This is a genomic window from Geodermatophilus sp. SYSU D01036 (assembly GCF_054050435.1).
Window position 1 is genome coordinate 77,570 of record NZ_JBJGZJ010000011.1, and the last position, 17,325, is coordinate 94,894.

15 protein-coding genes are annotated in these 17,325 nt (G+C 77.2%); 12 read left to right on the top strand and 3 right to left on the bottom strand.

Features of this window, described 5'->3' with window-relative positions; genetic code table 11:
* Window positions 1–4: 4 nt before the first annotated feature.
* Window positions 5–1,984, bottom strand: a complete 1,980-nt coding sequence (locus ACI8AR_RS13125; protein WP_457051426.1) for a DEAD/DEAH box helicase — start codon at window positions 1,982–1,984, stop codon at window positions 5–7.
* Window positions 1,985–2,056: 72 nt separating this feature from the next.
* On the opposite strand from ACI8AR_RS13125, the gene ACI8AR_RS13130 reads away from it, so the two are divergent.
* Complete coding sequence (locus ACI8AR_RS13130) at window positions 2,057–2,707, top strand: ferritin-like fold-containing protein (RefSeq protein WP_456935467.1); 651 nt, start codon at window positions 2,057–2,059, stop codon at window positions 2,705–2,707.
* A gap of 60 nt (window positions 2,708–2,767) precedes the next feature.
* Here ACI8AR_RS13130 and ACI8AR_RS13135 read toward each other — a convergent pair whose 3' ends face one another.
* The gene (locus ACI8AR_RS13135; protein WP_387991600.1) at window positions 2,768–3,004 is read right to left on the bottom strand and encodes a DUF3107 domain-containing protein; all 237 of its coding nucleotides are present in this window, start codon (window positions 3,002–3,004) and stop codon (window positions 2,768–2,770) included.
* Between the two features lie 111 nt (window positions 3,005–3,115).
* Window positions 3,116–3,757 (bottom strand): TetR/AcrR family transcriptional regulator, encoded by a 642-nt coding sequence (locus ACI8AR_RS13140; RefSeq protein ID WP_457051427.1) that lies wholly within the window; start codon window positions 3,755–3,757, stop codon window positions 3,116–3,118.
* A 69-nt stretch (window positions 3,758–3,826) separates the two neighbouring features.
* Between ACI8AR_RS13140 and ACI8AR_RS13145 the strand changes: the two genes are divergently transcribed.
* The 11 genes from ACI8AR_RS13145 (at window position 3,827) to ACI8AR_RS13195 (ending at window position 17,317) form a co-directional block, all read left to right on the top strand.
* Window positions 3,827–4,942, top strand: a complete 1,116-nt coding sequence (locus ACI8AR_RS13145; protein ID WP_457051428.1) for an alpha/beta fold hydrolase — start codon at window positions 3,827–3,829, stop codon at window positions 4,940–4,942.
* Between the two features lie 341 nt (window positions 4,943–5,283).
* Window positions 5,284–6,165 carry a DUF3152 domain-containing protein gene (locus ACI8AR_RS13150; RefSeq protein WP_457051429.1) on the top strand — a complete coding sequence of 294 codons (882 nt, stop codon included), beginning with the start codon at window positions 5,284–5,286 and terminating at the stop codon, window positions 6,163–6,165.
* A complete protein-coding gene (locus ACI8AR_RS13155; protein ID WP_457051430.1) occupies window positions 6,150–7,610 on the top strand; it encodes a hypothetical protein in 1,461 nt (486 codons plus the stop codon). Before ACI8AR_RS13150 ends, ACI8AR_RS13155 begins: the two co-directional genes overlap by 16 nt.
* A gap of 123 nt (window positions 7,611–7,733) precedes the next feature.
* Entirely contained in the window at window positions 7,734–8,639 is a 906-nt protein-coding gene (locus ACI8AR_RS13160) for an ATP-binding cassette domain-containing protein (RefSeq protein WP_457051431.1), read from the top strand.
* Window positions 8,636–10,282 carry a hypothetical protein gene (locus ACI8AR_RS13165; RefSeq protein ID WP_457051432.1) on the top strand — a complete coding sequence of 549 codons (1,647 nt, stop codon included), beginning with the start codon at window positions 8,636–8,638 and terminating at the stop codon, window positions 10,280–10,282. Before ACI8AR_RS13160 ends, ACI8AR_RS13165 begins: the two co-directional genes overlap by 4 nt.
* Window positions 10,283–10,391: 109 nt before the next feature.
* On the top strand, window positions 10,392–11,552 hold the full coding sequence (gene moeZ / locus ACI8AR_RS13170; RefSeq protein WP_457051433.1) for an adenylyltransferase/sulfurtransferase MoeZ: 1,161 nt from the start codon (window positions 10,392–10,394) through the stop codon (window positions 11,550–11,552).
* 131 nt (window positions 11,553–11,683) lie between these two features.
* Window positions 11,684–12,274 (top strand): TIGR03086 family metal-binding protein, encoded by a 591-nt coding sequence (locus ACI8AR_RS13175; protein WP_457051434.1) that lies wholly within the window; start codon window positions 11,684–11,686, stop codon window positions 12,272–12,274.
* A 76-nt stretch (window positions 12,275–12,350) separates the two neighbouring features.
* Window positions 12,351–13,190 (top strand): hypothetical protein, encoded by an 840-nt coding sequence (locus ACI8AR_RS13180; protein ID WP_457051435.1) that lies wholly within the window; start codon window positions 12,351–12,353, stop codon window positions 13,188–13,190.
* The gene (locus tag ACI8AR_RS13185) at window positions 13,187–13,519 is read left to right on the top strand and encodes an MGMT family protein (protein WP_456935460.1); all 333 of its coding nucleotides are present in this window, start codon (window positions 13,187–13,189) and stop codon (window positions 13,517–13,519) included. Before ACI8AR_RS13180 ends, ACI8AR_RS13185 begins: the two co-directional genes overlap by 4 nt.
* Before the next feature lie 26 nt (window positions 13,520–13,545).
* On the top strand, window positions 13,546–14,082 hold the full coding sequence (locus ACI8AR_RS13190; protein ID WP_457051436.1) for a dihydrofolate reductase family protein: 537 nt from the start codon (window positions 13,546–13,548) through the stop codon (window positions 14,080–14,082).
* A gap of 46 nt (window positions 14,083–14,128) precedes the next feature.
* Window positions 14,129–17,317, top strand: coding sequence for an ATP-dependent helicase (locus ACI8AR_RS13195; RefSeq protein ID WP_457051437.1), 3,189 nt, complete (start codon window positions 14,129–14,131; stop codon window positions 17,315–17,317).
* Window positions 17,318–17,325: the final 8 nt, after the last annotated feature.

Below are 17,325 nucleotides of genomic sequence, written 5' to 3' on the forward strand. Positions count from 1 at the left end.
CGTCTTACGCGGCGGACTCGGAGTCGCCGCCGTCGCCGTCGCCGTCCTGGCCCTCGGCGCCGGCGCCGGAGTCGGCGGAGGCGCCGGAGCGACCCCGGCCGCCGCGGCGGCGACGGCGCCGCCGCGGCTTGGCCGCGTCCTCGCCGGACCCGTCGGCGGCGTCCACGGCCGGGGCCGCGGGGGCCTCGGCGGACCCGGCCCCGGCCGGCGCGGCGTCGGCCGGCGGGGCGGCGATGGCCTCGGCCGCGGCACCGCCGCCGCGGGTGCGGCGGCGCGAGCGGGACCGGGCCGGGCGCTCGTCCTCGGTGCGGGGCTCCTCCTGCGCGGGACCGCGGCCGGCGCCCTTGGGCTTCCTGCCGGTCTCGCCGAGGTCCTCGAGCACCTCGGCGTCGAGGCCCTCGCGGGTCCGCTGCGAGCGCGGCAGCCGGCCCCTGGCGCCCTCGGGGACGTCGAGGTCGGTGTAGACCCACGACGAGGTGGAGTAGGTCTCCGGCGGGTCCACGAACGGCAGGTCCAGCGCCTTGTTGATCAGCTGCCAGCGCGGGATGTCGTCCCAGTCGACCAGCGTGACGGCGACGCCCTCGCGCCCGGCGCGGCCGGTGCGGCCGATCCGGTGCACGTAGGTCTTCTCGTCCTCGGGGCACTGGTAGTTGACGACGTGGCTGACGCCGGTGACGTCGATGCCGCGGGCGGCGACGTCGGTGGCGACCAGGACGTCGACCTTGCCGCTGCGGAAGGCGCGCAGCGCCTGCTCGCGGGCGCCCTGGCCGAGGTCGCCGTGGACGGCGGCGGCCGCGAACCCGCGGTCGACCAGCTCGTCGGCGACCTTCTGCGCGGTGCGCTTGGTGCGGCAGAAGACCATGGCCAGGCCGCGGCCGCGGGCCTGCAGCACGCGGGCGAGCAGCTCGGGCTTGTCGAGGTTGTGCGCCCGGTACACGAACTGCGTCGTCTGCGGGACGGTCGAGCCCTCGTCGTTGCCGTGCGCCCGGATGTGCGTCGGCTGGGTCATGAACGACCGCGACAGGGTGACGATCGGGCCGGGCATGGTGGCCGAGAACAGCATCGTCTGCCGCTGGGTCGGGACCATGCCGAGGATCCGCTCGATGTCGGGCAGGAAGCCCAGGTCGAGCATCTCGTCGGCCTCGTCGAGGACCAGGACGCGGACCTTGCCGAGGATCAGGTGGCCCTGCTCGGCCAGGTCCAGCAGCCGGCCGGGGGTGCCGACGACGACCTCGACGCCGGCCTGCAGCGCGGACACCTGCGGCTCGAACGCGCGGCCGCCGTAGATGGCCTGCACGCGGATGCCGCGCTTCGCGCCGGCGGTGCCGAGGTCGCGGGCGACCTGGACGCACAGCTCGCGGGTGGGGACGACGACCAGCGCCTGCGGGACGCCGTCGCCGCCCTCCGCGGCGGGGACGACGCGCTGCAGCAGCGGGACGCCGAAGCCGAGGGTCTTGCCGGTGCCGGTGCGGGCCTGCCCGATGAGGTCGTTGCCGGCCAGCGCCAGCGGGAGGGTGAGCTCCTGGATCGCGAAGGTCCGGGTGATGCCGACCTCGGCCAGCGCCGCGACGACGTCGGGGTGGACGTCGAAGTCGCTGAACAGCGGCGCGGTCTCCTCGACGGGGGCGCCGCCGAGGGCCTCGACGGTCTGCTCGACCTGCTCGGGCGCCGGCGCGCCGGTCTCGGCGTGCTCGAGCTCGGTGATCGGGGTGCTGGTCCCGGTGGGGGTGGTCTCGGTGGGGGTGTTCTCGATGGAGGTCAGTGCTCTCGCCTCTGGTCGGCTGGGGGAGCTGCCGGGGCGACGGCGTCGTCGCCCGGGGCGCTCCGCGGTCGGGTGTCGCGGGATGCGTTCCAGCGCCGACGCGGCCAGCGGACCGGGGAGGACCGGGACGCGCCCGGTGCCCGATCGGGGCTCCTCAGGGCGTCGTCCGACGTTCGTCAGCGCACAGATACCAGCGAGCCTGGCGGCCCGCCTGTTCCCCATGCTAGCGCGGACAGCGGCTAGCCTCGGTCGCCGCGCGGCCCCGCCCGCCCCGACACCCCCCGGAGGTGGCACGTGACCACGGTCGACACCCGAGCCGTCGTCGACCTGCTCGGCGTGCTCGCCTACGCGGAGCTGACCGCGTTCGACCGGCTGGCCGAGGACGCGCGGATGGCGCCGACCCTGGCCGGCCGCGCCGCGCTGGCGCGCATGGCCGCCGCGGAGATGGGCCACCACGACCGGCTGGCGCAGCGGCTGACCGAGCTCGGCGCGGACCCGACCGAGGCGATGCGCCCGTTCGTCGCCGCGCTCGACGGCTTCCACGAGGGCACCCGCCCGCGCACCTGGCTCGAGGGCCTGGTGAAGGCCTACGTCGGCGACGGCCTGGCCGCCGACTTCTACCGCGAGATCGCCGGCTCCCTGCCCGACCCGGACCGGTCGCTGATCCTCGAGGTGCTCGCCGACACCGGCCACGCCGACTTCGCCGTCCGCGAGGTCCGGGCCGCGATCGCCGCGCAGCGGACGCTGGCCGGCCGGCTCGCGCTGTGGGGACGCCGGCTGGTGGGGGAGGCGATCTCCCAGTCGCAGGCGGTCATCGCCGAGCGGGACGGCCTGGCCCGGCTGATCATCGGCGGCACCGGCGACCTGACCGGCGTCGTCCGGCTGGTGGACCGCATCACCGCCGCGCACACCGAGCGCATGAAGACCCTCGGCCTGAACCCCTGAAGACGGCGGGAGGGCGTCCCCGCGGGATGCGGGGACGCCCTCCCGGGACGTACGGGGGTCTCAGGCGCCGGCGACGAAGCCCACCCGGCGCTGGTCGGCCTGGGCGATCTCGACGTAGGCGATCCGGTCGACCGGGACGAGGACACGGCGGCCCCGCTCGTCCTCCAGGGTCAACAGCCCGTCCTTCGTGCCGCCGGACACGGCGGCGGCCACGTCGGCAGCGATCTCGTCAGGGGTCTTCGGGCTGTCGACGACCAGCTCCCGGGGGGAGTGCTGGACACCGATCTTGACTTCCACGGGGGATGCCTCCTCGGGTTGCACGGCTGCCGACCACGCTAGTCCAGCGCGGGGTGCGCGGCCCCGGCGCGCGCCTGTGCCCTCAGCGAACAGGCACGGCGCGGGACCGGATCAGCCCGCGGCCGGCTCCCCCTCGACCCGCGGGAAGCGGGAGATGCCCCGCCAGGCCAGCGCGGACATCAGCGACACCGCCTCGTCGCGGGTCACCGTGCCCTTCTGCGCCAGCCACCAGCGGGCGCTGGTCTCGGCGAGACCGGTCAGCCCCGAGGCCAGCAGGTGCGCCTGCTCCGGCGAGCTGCCGGTGTCGCCGGAGATGACCTCGGCGATCGCCTCGACGCACGCTCGGTTGCCGCGGTCGACCAGGGCGCGCACGTCGTCGTCGTTGCGCAGGTCGGACTCGAAGACGAGCCGGAACGCGCCGCCCTCGGCGTCGATGAAGTCGAAGTAGGCGCCGACGGCACCGTGCACGCGCTGCCGGTTGTCCTCGGTGCCGGCCATCGCCTCGCGCACCCGGTCGGTGAGCTCGGTGACCTGCTGCTCGAGCAGCGCCAGGTAGAGCTCCCGCTTGCCCGGGAAGTGCTGGTAGAGGACGGGCTTGCTGACGCCGGCGCGGTCGGCGATGTCGTCCATCGCGGCGGCGTGGTAGCCGTGCGCGACGAAGACCTCCTGGGCGGCCTGCAACAGCTGCAGCCGCCGGGCGCCGCGGGGGAGCCGCGACGTGCGGCGGACGGGGGCCGGTCGGGAGGACTGCATGGTCCCGGGGATGTTACCGGCGGGTCACCCGCCCCACGCGACACCTCCGGCTGGCATACCGTTCGCCGCGTGCCCGAGGTCCGTCGCGTGCGCCGCCGCCCGCCGGCGCCCCCGTCGATCGCCCCGTCGTCCACCGCCCGGCTCTCGACGGCGCCCCTGCCCGTCCCCGGCGCGCCGCCGGACGCCTGGCCCGGCCGGCAGCTGCCGGTCAGCGGCGGCAGCGTGTACGTCCGCACCACGCCGTGGGCCGGGCCGCCCGGGGCGCCGCGAGAGCGCGCGCTCTACGTCCACGGCCTCGGCGGCGCGTCCACCAACTGGACCGACCTGGCGGCGCTGCTCGCCGTCCGCTGCGCGGGGTGGGCGGTGGACCTGCCGGGGTTCGGCCGCTCGCAGCCACCCACCGGCGGGTCGTACTCCATCCGCGGGCACGTGCGCGCGGTGGTCGAGGTCCTCGAGCACGTCCGGGACCAGCCGGGCGGCGGGCAGGGCGGGCCGGTGCACCTGCTCGGCAACAGCCTCGGCGGCCTGGTCAGCCTGGTGGTGGCCGCCCGCCGGCCGGACCTCGTCGCGTCACTGACGCTGGTCTCCCCGGCGATGCCGGTCTACCGCGTGCCGCAGGCGTTCAGCCGCGCGCTGCTGCTGCTCCTGCTGCCGGGCGTGCCGGGCGTCGCCGAGCGGCGGCTGGCGGGCGTGACGCCCGAGCAGTCGGTGCGCGGCATGCTGCAGATGTGCTTCGGCGAGCCCGCGCGGGTGCCGCCGGAGCGGGTCGACGCCGCCGTCGAGGAGACCCGCGAGCGGGCGCGGCAGGAGTGGGCCAACCGGGCGCTGACCCGCAGCATGCGCGGCCTGATCACCTCCTACCTGCGGGTCGGCCGGGCCAACGCCTGGCGGCTGGCCCGCGCGCTGCGGATGCCGACGCTGGTGGTCTGGGGCGACCGCGACCGGCTGGTCGACCCGCGGCTGGCCCCGCGGCTGGCCGCGACCGTCCCCGACGCGCGGCTGCTGGTCCTGGAGACCGTCGGCCACGTGGCGATGCTCGAGGCGCCGGAGGAGACCGCCCGGGCGGTGCTCGGCCTGCTCGAGGACCTCGACGCCGGGGATCTCGACGCCGGGGACCGCGACGCCGTGGACCTCGACGGCGCCACCGGGGCCGCGGACGAGGAGCCGGAGGTGCGCGCGGGCTGAGCCGGGCCGCGCGACGCGCCACCAGCGGGTCGCACGGGTCTCGTGTGACGCGTGAGAACCTGACCTGGACGCGCGGTGACGCCGCCCGCGACACTGCGTGACCGGAAGGACGACCGGCGGCCCCGCGGCCGCGAGGCCCGACACGGCGAGGAGGCGGCACCGTGGCAGGTCCTCCGCCCGGCCGGCCCCCCGGGGCCCGGACCGGGAGGGAACCGGCCCGCGGACTCCCTCCGCTCCCGCCGCTGCCCTCCCGCGCGCCGTCCTCCCGCGCTCCCTCGCCCGCGGCCGACCGCCGCGATCCGCCGGCGCGGCCCCGGTCCCCGCGGCCCGCGGAGCCGGGGGTGCGGCCCGGCGCCGGCCGCCGGGCCGCCCGGCCGCAGCGGCGCCGCGGCGGAACGGTGGGCCGGTTCGTGGCCCGGTGGGGCTGGCGCGCCTACGCGATCCCGCTGCTCGTCGTGGCCACCGTGCTGACGGTGCTCGACCTGCTCGGCCCGGGCACGCCGGCCCGGGTGGGCGCGACCGCCGGCAGCACGGGGTCGGTGGCCTCGACGGCGACCTCCTCGTCGGCGGCCTCCTCGTCGGCGCCTTCCTCGACGCCGAGCGCGACCCCGACGGACACCCCCGCGCCCACCGCGCCCGCCGAGGGCGACGCCGGCCCGACCGGCCTCCCGGCGCCGGCGGCCGGCACGTACGTGGAGCAGGGCGCGGGCACCGTGGCGCTCGTCCCCGGCAGCTCCGGGGTCTACGGCACCGGGCCGCTGCAGCGCTTCGTCGTCGAGGTCGAGGACGGCATCGGCGTCGACGGCGCGGCGTTCGCGGCTGCGGTGGAGGCCACCCTCGGCGACCCCCGCTCGTGGGGCAACGGCGGCCGGATGTCCTTCCAGCGCGTGGACGCCACCGACCCCGGCGCCTACGACTTCCGGGTCAGCCTGGTCAGTCCCGGCAGCATGGAGCGCTACTGCCCGGGCGTGGGCACCGGCGGCTACACCTCCTGCCGCTACGGCGAGCGCGCGGTCATCAACCTGGCCCGCTGGGAGACCGCCGTCCCCCACTACCAGGGCGACGTCGCCACCTACCGCCAGTACGTCGTCAACCACGAGGTCGGGCACGCGCTGGGCAACGGCCACCAGGACTGCCCGGGCCCCGGCCAGCCCGCCCCGGTGATGCAGCAGCAGACCCTCGGACTGGAGGGGTGCGTGAAGAACGCGTGGCCCCATCCGTGACACCCGAGATCCTCCGGCTGCGCTTCTCCGAGGTCGCCCGGCCGCGGCCGCGGGCCCTGCTGTCGCCGTTCCTCGACGTCGACCGCCCCGGGCCGCTCGGCCCCGAGCCGGCCGGTCTCGGTGCCGGCCCGCGGGTGCCCTTCTGCGCCGTCGTCCTGGACCTGGACGGCGGGAGCGGCGGTGCCGCCGAGTGCGGCCTCGCGGTCCCCGGTGGTCCCGTCCTCGCCCGGCTCGACGCGGGCGCCCGCCAGGTGCACCTCGCCGTCGCCGGCGTCGTGCTGGCCACGGCGCCGGTGACCGAGGTCCCGTCCGCGCTGGCCTGCGTCGTGCAGGAGAACCGGGTGACCGTGCTCCTGGGGGGCGGGGACGGCGAGTGGGTGCCCGTCCTGACCGAGCGGGACGCCGTCGCGGCCCGGGTGGACCTGCGCGCCCCGTCGGTGCTCTCGTCCGCGGAGTACTGCGCGGCCGCACACGGCGTCCGTGTCCGGCGGGTGCGTGCCGGCCTGACCGGTCCAGTCGGGGTCCGCGACCCCCAGGTGGTGCGGACGGCGGACGGGCGGCCGCTCGTCCGCGACGGCCTGCTGTACCTGACGATGACCAGCGCCGGCCTGGGCTTCTTCCAGCAGGCGTCCTGGGGCGTCTGGACGATCGACCGGTCCGACCCGACGAGGGTCGAGCAGGTGGCGGCGCTCTACAGCCACCGCGACGGGGTGCTGCTCGGCGACCACGCCGGTCAGCTCATCGTGGACGAGGCGACCGGCCGGACCACGGTGCTCGTGTCGTCGTGGGGTGACCACGACCCCGCCACGGGCGTCCACGTGCGGTGGGCCACCACCACCGACGACCTGCTCGCGGGTGTGCACGTCCTGGAGACCGGGCCGCTGGACCTGCCCACCGCGCACAGCGCGTGGGATCCCTCCCTCGCCCGGATCGGCGGTCGGTGGCACCTGGCGTTCACCGAGTGCGTCTCCTTCGGGCCCCCGCGCTACGAGTTCCACCCGGCGCTCGCGCTGACCGACTCGGACGACCCGACCGAGGGGCTGACCCTGGTCGGGACGGACGCCGCCCTGGAGCAGACCGAGGGCACCCTGCTCGTCCCGTCCGGCCGGGGCTGGCGCCTGCTGGCCAGTGACCGCGACGCCGCGGAGTACCCCGTCTACGACACCCGCCTGCGCCGGCGGGGCGCTCTCCGGGCTCCCTATGGCACGAACATCCCCCACCCGATGGTGGTCGCGGACGTGTCGGACGGGCGGCCGCCGTGGCTGGTCACCTTCGACGGCACCCCGTGGCAGGAGGGGGTCCTCGGGTACGGCACCCACGGCGACCTCGTCGTGATGGAGGGCCGGGCGGAGGGCGCGGCCGGCATCCTGCGCCGGGCGGCCGGGAGACTCCGGCGTCCCGCCCGCGCCGTCCGCGGCGGGCTGGTGCGGTCGCGCGGTCGCTGACCGCACGGCCGGACGCAGGGGACCGAGGTCCTGGCCGGGCAGGTCCGGCGCACCTGGACCGTGCCCCGGCCCGCCGGGGAGTCTGGTCGGCAGCCGCGACCCCGACGTCCCGATCGGAGCGCCATGGCCGACTCCTCCGTGCCCGCCGTCCTGCTCGAAGGCCTCGGCAAGCGCTTCGGCGCCACCGAGGCGGTCGTGGACCTCTCCCTGACCGTCCCCCCGGGCGAGGTCTTCGGCTTCCTCGGGCCCAACGGGGCCGGCAAGTCCACCACCGTCCGCATGCTGCTCGGGCTGCTGCGCCCGACGACCGGCCGCGCCGAGGTGTTCGGGCACCCGGCGGCCGACGTCGGGGAGGCGCACCGGCACCTCGCGTACGTGCCGGCCGACGTCGCGCTGTGGCCGTCGCTGACCGGCCGGGAGTGCCTGGACCTGCTGGCCGGGGTGGGCCCGGGCACCGACGTCGCCTACCGCGACGAGCTCGTCGAGCGGTTCGCACTCGACGTCGGCAAGCGGGCCCGCGCCTACTCGACGGGCAACCGGCAGAAGGTCGCCCTCGTCGCCGCGTTCGCCACCCGCGCCCCGCTGCTGGTCCTCGACGAGCCGACCAGCGGCCTGGACCCGCTCATGGAGCGGGAGTTCCGCGCCTGCATCGCCGAGGCCGCCGACCGCGGGCAGGCGGTCTTCCTCAGCTCCCACCAGCTGGCCGAGGTCGAGGCGGTGTGCAGCCGGGTCGGGATCCTGCGGGCGGGCCGGCTGGTCGAGGTCGCCGGCCTGGAGGAGCTGCGCCGACTGCGCCGCTCGGAGGTGACCGTGCAGCTCGCCGGCCCCGCGCCCGGTCTCGCCCGGCTGGCCGAGCTGCCCGGGGTGGCCGACGTCCGGTGGACGACGCCGCTGGAAGTCACGCTCGCCCTCACCGGCCCGCCCGGCCCGGTGCTGCGGGTCCTCGGCGACGCCGACGTGGTGCGCCTCGACGTCCGGGAGCCGTCGCTGGAGGAGATCTTCCTCGACTACTACGGGCGGGCGGCGTGACCACCCGCACCGCCCCGCGCGCGGTCCCCGGCCGGCGGCCCGCCGTCGCCCCGGCGCGGCCGGCGACGGCGGTCCGGCGGGTGGCGGTCCGGTCCGTGCGCCGCGGGACGCTGGTCGTCGCGCTGCTGTGCGGCGGGCTCCCGGCGTTCGTCGCGCAGCAGTACGAGTCCACGCTCAGCGGCGCGGTCGGCCTGGACTCGCTCGCCGCGCTGGCCGACAACCCCGCGATCCGCACGCTGTTCGGGCCGCCGCTGGCCCTCGACGACGCCGGCGGCTTCACCGTCTGGCGCACCGGCACGGTCGCGCTCGTGCTGGCCGGCGTCTGGGCCGCGCTGGCCGGGACGCGGCTCACGCGCGGTGAGGAGGAGGCCGGCCGGGCCGACCTCCTGCTCGCCGGCCGGGTCCGGCTCGCGACGCTGGCCCGGACCGCGCTCGGGGTCCTGCTCGGGGCGGGAGCGGTGGTCGGTGCCGCGGTGGTCGCGGGGATGCTGCTCGCCGGGACCGCGCCGGCCGGGGCGGTGCTGTTCGGCGCGGTCGTGGGCGGCACCGCCATGGCCGGCGGCGCGCTCGGCGTGCTGGCCGGGCAGCTGCTGACCGAGCGGCGGTCCGCGACGGGTCTCGCCGTCGCCGTCGTGCTCGCCGGCCTGCTCGCGCGGATGGTCGGCGACGGGGTGGCCGCGCTGTCCTGGCTGCAGTGGGGGAGCCCGTTCGGGCTGCTCGGCCGGGTGGCGCCCTACGCCTCCGACCGATGGGCGCCGCTGCTCGTCCTGGCGGTCCTCGTGGCCGTGCCCGCCGTCCTGGCCGTCGCCCTGTCCGGGGCGCGGGACGTCGGCGCCGGCCGGTGGCACCGCGCCGACCGGGCGCACGCGCCGAGCCGGCTGCTGCGCTCGCTGCCCGGGCTCGCGGTGCACCGCACCCGGCGGCCGACGGCGACCTGGTCCCTCGGCGTCGCCGCCTACTTCCTGCTCATCGGCCTGCTGGCCACCGCGATGGTCGACTTCCTGCGGCAGAACCCGGTCTTCGCGGAGATGGCGGCCGCCGCCGGGTTCGACCGGCTGGCCTCGGTGCAGGGCTACGCGGCGTCGCTGTTCACCCTGCTGGCGGTGCCGGTCGGGGCGTACGCCGCCGCGCGCGTGGCGGCGGTCGCCGCCGACGAGACGTCGGGCCGGCTCACCCTGCTCTACAGCCGGCCGGTCGGGCGGGTGCGCTGGGTGGCCTGGGAGACGGGTGCGGTCGCGACCGGTGCCGTCGTCGTCGCGGCGGCCGCCGGGGTGGCGACGTGGGCGGGTGCCGCCTGGGTGGGCGCCGGCCTGGGCCTCGGGGAGGCGCTGGCCGGCGCGTTGTCGGTCGTCCCCGTGGCGCTGCTGGGCCTGGGCGCGGCGCTGTTCGCGCTGGGCTGGCTGCCGTCGGCCGTGCTCGCCGTCGGCGTGCTGCCCGCGGCCGGCGGCTACCTGCTCCTGGTCCTCGCCGACAGCTTCCGCTGGCCGGGGTGGGTCCGGGAGGCCTCACCGTTCGCGCACCTCGCGGCGGTGCCCGCGGACCCCTTCGACGTGGCCGGGGCGGCCGGGGTGCTCGCCGTCGCGGCGGTGCTGGCGGCCGCCGGGCTCGCCCGGTACGCCCGGAGGGACCTCGCGGGCCAGTGACCTCGCGGGCCAGGGACCTCGCGGGCCGGGGGAACAAGGCGTCCTGTCACGCTGTTGTGCGCACGAAACACCGGCCAGGGCCGGAGTCCGCGACCCCTGAGGAGCAAGCGTGTCCCTGCCACCCCTGGTGGAGCCCGCCGCCGACCTGTCGATCGACGAGGTCCGCCGCTACAGCCGCCACCTGATCATCCCGGACGTCGGGATGGACGGGCAGAAGCGGCTCAAGAACGCCAAGGTGCTCGCCGTCGGCGCCGGTGGCCTGGGCTCGCCGGTGCTCATGTACCTGGCCGCCGCGGGCGTCGGCACGCTCGGCATCGTCGAGTTCGACGTCGTCGACGAGTCCAACCTGCAGCGGCAGATCATCCACGGGCAGTCCGACGTCGGCCGGTCGAAGGCCGAGAGCGCGCGCGACTCCATCAAGGAGATCAACCCGCTGATCGACGTCCGGCTGCACGAGACCCGGCTGGACAGCGACAACGTCCTCGACATCTTCAGCCAGTACGACCTCATCGTCGACGGCACCGACAACTTCGCCACGCGCTACCTGGTCAACGACGCGTGCGTGCTGCTGGGCAAGCCGTACGTGTGGGGCTCGATCTACCGGTTCGACGGGCAGGTCTCGGTCTTCTGGAACGAGTATGGGCCCAACTACCGCGACCTGTACCCGGTGCCCCCGCCGCCCGGCATGGTCCCCTCCTGCGCCGAGGGCGGCGTGCTCGGCGTGCTGTGCGCGACCATCGGCGCCATCCAGGCCACCGAGGCGGTGAAGCTGATCACCGGCATCGGCGAGACGCTGCTCGGCCGGCTCATGGTCTACGACGCCCTGGAGATGACCTTCCGCACGATCAAGGTGCGCAAGGACCCCGAGGCCGAGCCGATCACCGGGCTCATCGACTACGAGGCCTTCTGCGGCGTCGTGTCGGTCGAGGCCCAGGAGGCGGCCGCGGGCTCGACGATCACCGTCGACGAGCTCAAGGACATGATGGACGCGGGCAAGGACTTCGAGCTGATCGACGTCCGCGAGCCCAACGAGTACGAGATCGTCTCGATCCCGGGCGCGACGCTCATCCCCAAGGACGAGATCCTCTCCGGCCGCGCCCTCGCGCAGCTGCCGAACGACAAGCCGATCGTGCTGCACTGCAAGACCGGCGTCCGCTCGGCCGAGGTGCTCGCCGCGGTCAAGAACGCCGGCTTCAGGGACGCCGTGCACGTCCAGGGCGGCGTGACGGCGTGGGCCACGCGGATCGACAAGACGCTCCCCACGTACTAGGAGGACCTCGTCCCTCCCCACGACACGCTCCGCGCGCCGCGGGACCCGGGGACGAGGCCGTTCCAGCACCTCGCCTGGGCCCGGCACCCGTCACGGGTGCCGGGCCCTCGGCGTCCGTGTTGACTGGTCCGGTGACCGAGCCGACGACGTCCCCGACCGAGCTGCTGGAGCTCTTCCAGCGCGCGCAGGCCACGTTCACCGACCGCGTCGACGCGGTCGAGCCGGGGCAGTGGGACCTCGAGGCGCTGCCCGGCTGGACGGTGGCCGACCTCGTCGCGCACCTGGTCGGCGAGGCGCACTGGGTGCCCGGCCTGCTGGCCGGCGAGCCCCTCGACGACGTCGCCGCGCGCGTGCCGTCCGGGACCGACACCCTGCTGGGCGACGACCCGCTGACCGCGTGGGAGACCGTCGCGGACGAGGCGCTGGCCGCCGTCGCCACCGCCGACCTGGCCGCCGGCACCGTGCACCTGTCCCGCGGGCCGACGCCGGCGCGCGAGTACGTCGAGGAGCTCACCGCCGACCTCACCGTGCACGCCTGGGACCTCGCCCGCGCCACCGGCGGGGACGAGGCGCTGGACCCGGCGCTGGTCCGTGCGGCGGAGGCGATGGCCGGCCGGCTGCCCGCCGACGGCGTGCCCGGCCTGTTCGCGCCGGCGGTCGAGCTGCCCGACGGCGCCGGCCCGCAGCAGCGCCTGCTGGCCCGCCTCGGCCGCCGGGCGTAGCCCGCCCCACGCGTCGGAGGGGACTGCCGCCGCCGACGTCTCCCTATCCTCCGGGGCACGTCAGCGGGAGGTGCCCATGAGTCAGCCGCCCTACGGTCCGCCCGGCCAGCCGGGTCCGTACGGCCAGCCGGGTCCGTACGGCCAGGGCCAGCCGCCGCAGTACGGCCCCTCTGGGCAGCCGGGGCAGTACGCGCAGGCAGGGCCGTACGGGCCGCCGGGGCCGTACGGGCCGCCCGGAGGTCCGGGGCCGGGACGCAACCGGCGCGGGCTGGTCGTCGGCCTCGTGGCCGGCCTGGTCGTCCTGGTCGTCGCCGCGGTCGCCCTGTTCTTCGTCCTCCGGGACGACGACCCGGCCCCGGCGGCCGGCGCCACGACCACGGCGACCGGCTCGTCGGAGGCCGGCACGTCGTCGCGCCCGTCCTCGAGTGCGCCGTCGTCGTCGACCAGCGCGCCTCCGACGACGGGTGGCTCCGGGCCCGGCGGGGACCTGCTGGCGATCCTCCCGGCCGACTTCCCCGACTGCGCGGAGGCCGCGCTCGCCGGCGACGGCGACGTCGCCCACGCGTCGTGCGGCCCCAGCACCACCCAGCCCGGTCCGCAGCAGGCCGAGTTCTTCCGGTACCCCGACAAGGCGACGATGGACTCGGTCTTCACGAACGACGCCTCGGGGCAGGGGCTGGCGCAGCTCCCCGAGGGGCAGGACTGCACCGCGACGACCGGCATCGGCTCGTGGGGCGGCGGGAGCAACAGCGGCCTGGTGGCCTGCGCCATCGACACCGAGAACAACGCGGTGGTCATCACCTGGACCGACGACGCGGCGCTCGTCGAGGGCATCGTCGGGGCGCCGGGCGCCACGCAGGCCGACCTCGCCGCGCTGTACACCTGGTGGCAGGCGAACAGCGACTACCGGCTGTGAGGCCGCCGGCGTCCGGGGACCCGCGCCGCCCGTCCGACGCGGATGCCGCCGACGTCGACGAGGCGGTGTACGACGCCGTCGAGTCGATCCCGCCGGGCCGGGTGAGCACCTACGGGGCGATCGGCCGGCTGGTCGGCGTCGGGCCGCGCCGGGTGGCCCGCGCGCTGTCCGGCGGCAGCGGTGGGGCGGCCGTGCCCTGGCACCGGGTGGTCCGCGCCGACGGCACGTGCGCCGAGCCCGTGCGGGTGCGCCAGCTGGAGCTGCTGGCCGGGGAGGGCGTGCCGGTGCGCGACGGCCGGGTGGACCTGGCCGCCGTCGCCTGGCCCTGAGGCGGGCCGCCGACCAGGGTGGGCCCGTGGCCACGCTGCTGTACTCCGCGACGGCGTCGCTGGACGGCTTCATCGCCGGCCCGGGCGGCGACATGTCCTGGCTGACCCCGCACCTCGGCGGGCCGAACCCGACGGCGGACCGGCTGGTGGCCCGCGTCGGCGCGCTGCTGGTCGGCGCCCGCACCTTCGGCGGCGACGACCCGAACCGGGGCACCGAGCAGGAGGGCGCCTTCGGCGGCCAGTGGTCCGGGCCGGTCGTCGTCCTCACCCACCGGCCGCCGGCCGAGGCGCCCGACGGCGTGACGTTCACCGACGACCTGCACCGCGCCGTCGACCTGGCCCGCGAGGCGGCCGGGGACGGCTACGTCGACGCGCTGGGCGCCGACGTCGCGCGGCAGCTGATCGAGGCCCGGCTGCTCGACGAGGTGCTGCTGTTCTTCGCACCGGTCCTGCTCGGCGACGGCGTCCGGGTGTTCGAGCACCCCGGCGGGACGCAGGTGCTGCTGGACCGCCTCCCCGGGGAGACCGAGCACTGGTACCGGGTGAGGTACCCGCCCGCGTGACGAAGCGCTCCGTGGCGCTGTCGGTGAGTCGTGGTGTCATCGGAGGGTGGCACTGCGGGGGGACGAGGGTGCGCCGGTCTACCGGCTCGTGCAGCCGCACCGGGAGCCGGTGGCGCCGCCGCGCCTGGACCCCACCCAGCAGGCCGTCGTCGACCACGCCGGCGGCCCGCTGCTCGTGCTCGCCGGCCCCGGCACCGGCAAGACGACGACGATCGTCGAGGCCGTCGCCGCCCGCATCGACCGTGGCGTCGACCCCGAGCAGATCCTGGTCCTGACCTTCAGCCGCAAGGCCGCCGCCGAGCTGCGCACCCGCATCACCGCCCGGGTGGCCCGCACGATCCGCGAGCCGCTGGCCCGCACCTTCCACTCCTACGCGTACGGCGTGCTGCGGCGGGCGGCGCTGCTGCGCGGCGAGGCCCCGCCCCGGCTGCTCACCGCCGCCGAGCAGGACGCCGTCGTCGCCGAGCTGCTCCGCGGCGACCTGGCCGGCGAGGGCGCGGTCCGCTGGCCGGCGTCGCTGCAGCCCGCGCTGTCCACCGCCGGGTTCCGCGGCGAGCTGCGCGAGCTGCTGCTGCGGGCCACCGAGCGCGGCGTCGACCCCGAGCTGCTGGCCGAGTGGGCCCGGGAGACCGGCACCGACGCGTGGCTGCACGCCGCGGCGTTCCAGGAGCAGTACGAGGCGGTCACCGCCTTCTCCACGGCCGGTGGCGGCGACGCCTCCGGCTACGACCCCGCCGAGCTGGTCCGCGCCGCGATCGCCGAGCTCGAGGACGACCCCGAGCTGCTGCGCCAGGAGCGCGCGCGGGCCCGCTGGCTGTTCGTCGACGAGTACCAGGACACCGACCCCGCCCAGGTCGAGCTGCTGGAGCTGCTCGCCGGCGGCGGTGGCGACCTGGTCGTGGTCGGCGACCCCGACCAGGCCGTCTACGCGTTCCGCGGCGCCGAGCCGCGCGGGATCGTCGAGTTCCCCGACCGGTTCCGCACCGTCGACGGCCGGCCCGCTCAGCGGCTGTCGCTCGGCGTCTCCCGCCGCTCGGGCCCGGCGCTGCTCGACGTCAGCCGCCGCGTCGCCGAGGCGCTGCCCGGCCCGTGGGAGCACCGCCGCCTGCTGCCGGTCGAGGGCGCCGACCCGGGCCGGGCCGAGGTGCACGTGTTCGGGTCGGCCGCCGTCGAGGCCGCCTACGTCGCCGACACCCTGCGCCGCGCCCACCTCGTCGACGGCGTCCCGTGGTCGGCCATGGCCGTCGTCGTCCGCACCGTGCTGGCCGTCGGCCCGCTGCGGCGCGCGCTGACCTCGGCGGGCGTGCCCGTCGAGGTGTCCACCGACGACCTGCCGCTGGCCGCGCAGCCGGCCGTCGCCCCGCTCCTGGCGGCGCTGACCGCGCTGCTGCCCCGGAGCGGCGACGAGCCCGGCGCGCTGGCCCTCGACGAGCCCGGCGCCGAGGCGCTGCTGGCCTCCCCGCTCGGCGGCGCCACCGTGCTCGACCTGCGCCGACTGCGCCGGGCGGTGCGCATCGCGCAGGCGCAGCGCGGCGTCGACGCCGACGAGCGCGGCACGCCGCTGGCCACGGCGCTGGCCGACGCGCCGCTGCTGGAGGAGCTGCCCGAGGCGGTGGCCCGCCCGGCGCTCCGGGTGGCCGGGGTGCTCGCCGCCGGCCGGGTCGCGCTCGCCCGCGACGGCTCGGCCGAGGACGTCCTGTGGGCGATGTGGCAGCGCAGCGGCCTGGCCGGCCGGTGGGCGCGGGCCAGCGCCGCCGGGGGAGCCGCGGGTGCCGCCGCCGACCGCGACCTCGACGCCGTCGTCGCGCTGTTCGACGCCGCGGCCGGGTTCGTCGACCGGCTGCCGTCGGCCACCGTCGGCGCGTTCGTCGAGCACCTGTCGGCGCAGGAGCTCCCCGGCCTCACCGGCGCCGAGCGCGACGCCGCCACCGACGCCGTCCGGCTGCTCACCGCGCACGCGTCCAAGGGCCTGGAGTGGGACGTCGTGTGCGTCGCCGGCGTGCAGGAGGGCATCTGGCCCGACCTGCGCGACCGCGGCACGCTGCTCGGCACCGAGCTGCTGGTCGAGCGGGTGGCCGGCATCGACGGCACGTCGGTGGACCGGCGCACGCAGATGCTGGCCGAGGAGCGGCGGCTGTTCTACGTCGCCGCCACCCGTGCCCGGAAGCGGCTCGTGGTCACCGCCGTCGAGGGCGCGCTGGACGGTCCCGACGCCGGGGCCACCGCCTCGCGCTTCCTCGACCTCGTCGTCGCCCCGCCGGACGACGGCCGGCCGCTGACGCCGCTGCCGCGCTCGCTCACGCTGCCGGCGCTGGTGGCCGAGCTGCGCCGCGCGGTCAGCGACCCGCAGACCGACCCGGCCCGCCGCTCGGCGGCCGCGGCGGTGCTGCGCCGGCTGGCCGCCGAGGGCGTGCCCGGCGCCTCCCCGGAGGACTGGTGGGGCCTCGCGCCGCTGTCCGACGACGCCCCGCTGGTGCCGGGCGACGAGGTGGTGCGGGTGCGCCCCTCGGCGATCGAGACCTTCCAGCGCTGCCCGCTCACGTGGGTGCTCGGCGCGGTCGGCGCCGAGGCCGCCCCGGAGTCGCACCGCACGGTCGGCTCGGCGGTGCACGCGGTCGCGCAGAAGGTGGCCGAGGGGCTGCCGCCCACCGAGGCACGGGCCGCGCTGGCCGAGGAGCTCGACGCCCTCGACCTCGGCCCCGGCTGGGCCGACCAGCGGCAGCGGGTCGCCGCCCGCGACATGCTCGAGCGCTTCCTCGGCTGGCACGCCGCCAACCGCCGCGAGCTGCTCGCCGCCGAGGCCGACTTCGACGTCACCGTCGGCCGGGCGCGCATCCGCGGCCAGGTGGACCGGCTGGAGCGCGACGCGGCGGGCCGGCTGGTCGTCGTCGACCTCAAGACCGGCCGCACGCACGCCAAGGAGGTCGACACCCACGGGCAGCTGGCCGCCTACCAGGTGGCGGTGGCCGCCGGCGCGTTCGGCGACCACGGCACCGCCCCCGGCGGGGCGTCGCTGCTGCAGGTGGGTACGGGGACGAAGGCCAAGGAGCAGGCGCAGGACGCGCTGCCACCGGACGTGCCGCTGGGGGAGACGTGGGCGGGGCAGCTGGTCGCCGAGGTCGGCGAGGGCATGGGCGCGGCCACCTTCGAGGTGCGTACCGGCAGCCACTGCGGGCGCTGCCCGGCGCGGCGCAGCTGCCCGCTGCACGAGCGCGGCCGGCAGGTCACCGCGTGACCCGGTGG

What these genes read in the sequence shown, in the direction of transcription:
- ACI8AR_RS13125 (WP_457051426.1), bottom strand. Translation starts at nt 1,984, where the DNA reads ATGGGGAACAGGCGGGCCGCCAGGCTCGCTGGTATCTGTGCGCTGACG.
- ACI8AR_RS13140 (WP_457051427.1), bottom strand. Translation starts at nt 3,757, where the DNA reads ATGCAGTCCTCCCGACCGGCCCCCGTCCGCCGCACGTCGCGGCTCCCC.
- ACI8AR_RS13160 (WP_457051431.1), top strand. Translation starts at nt 7,734, where the DNA reads ATGGCCGACTCCTCCGTGCCCGCCGTCCTGCTCGAAGGCCTCGGCAAG.
- ACI8AR_RS13180 (WP_457051435.1), top strand. Translation starts at nt 12,351, where the DNA reads ATGAGTCAGCCGCCCTACGGTCCGCCCGGCCAGCCGGGTCCGTACGGC.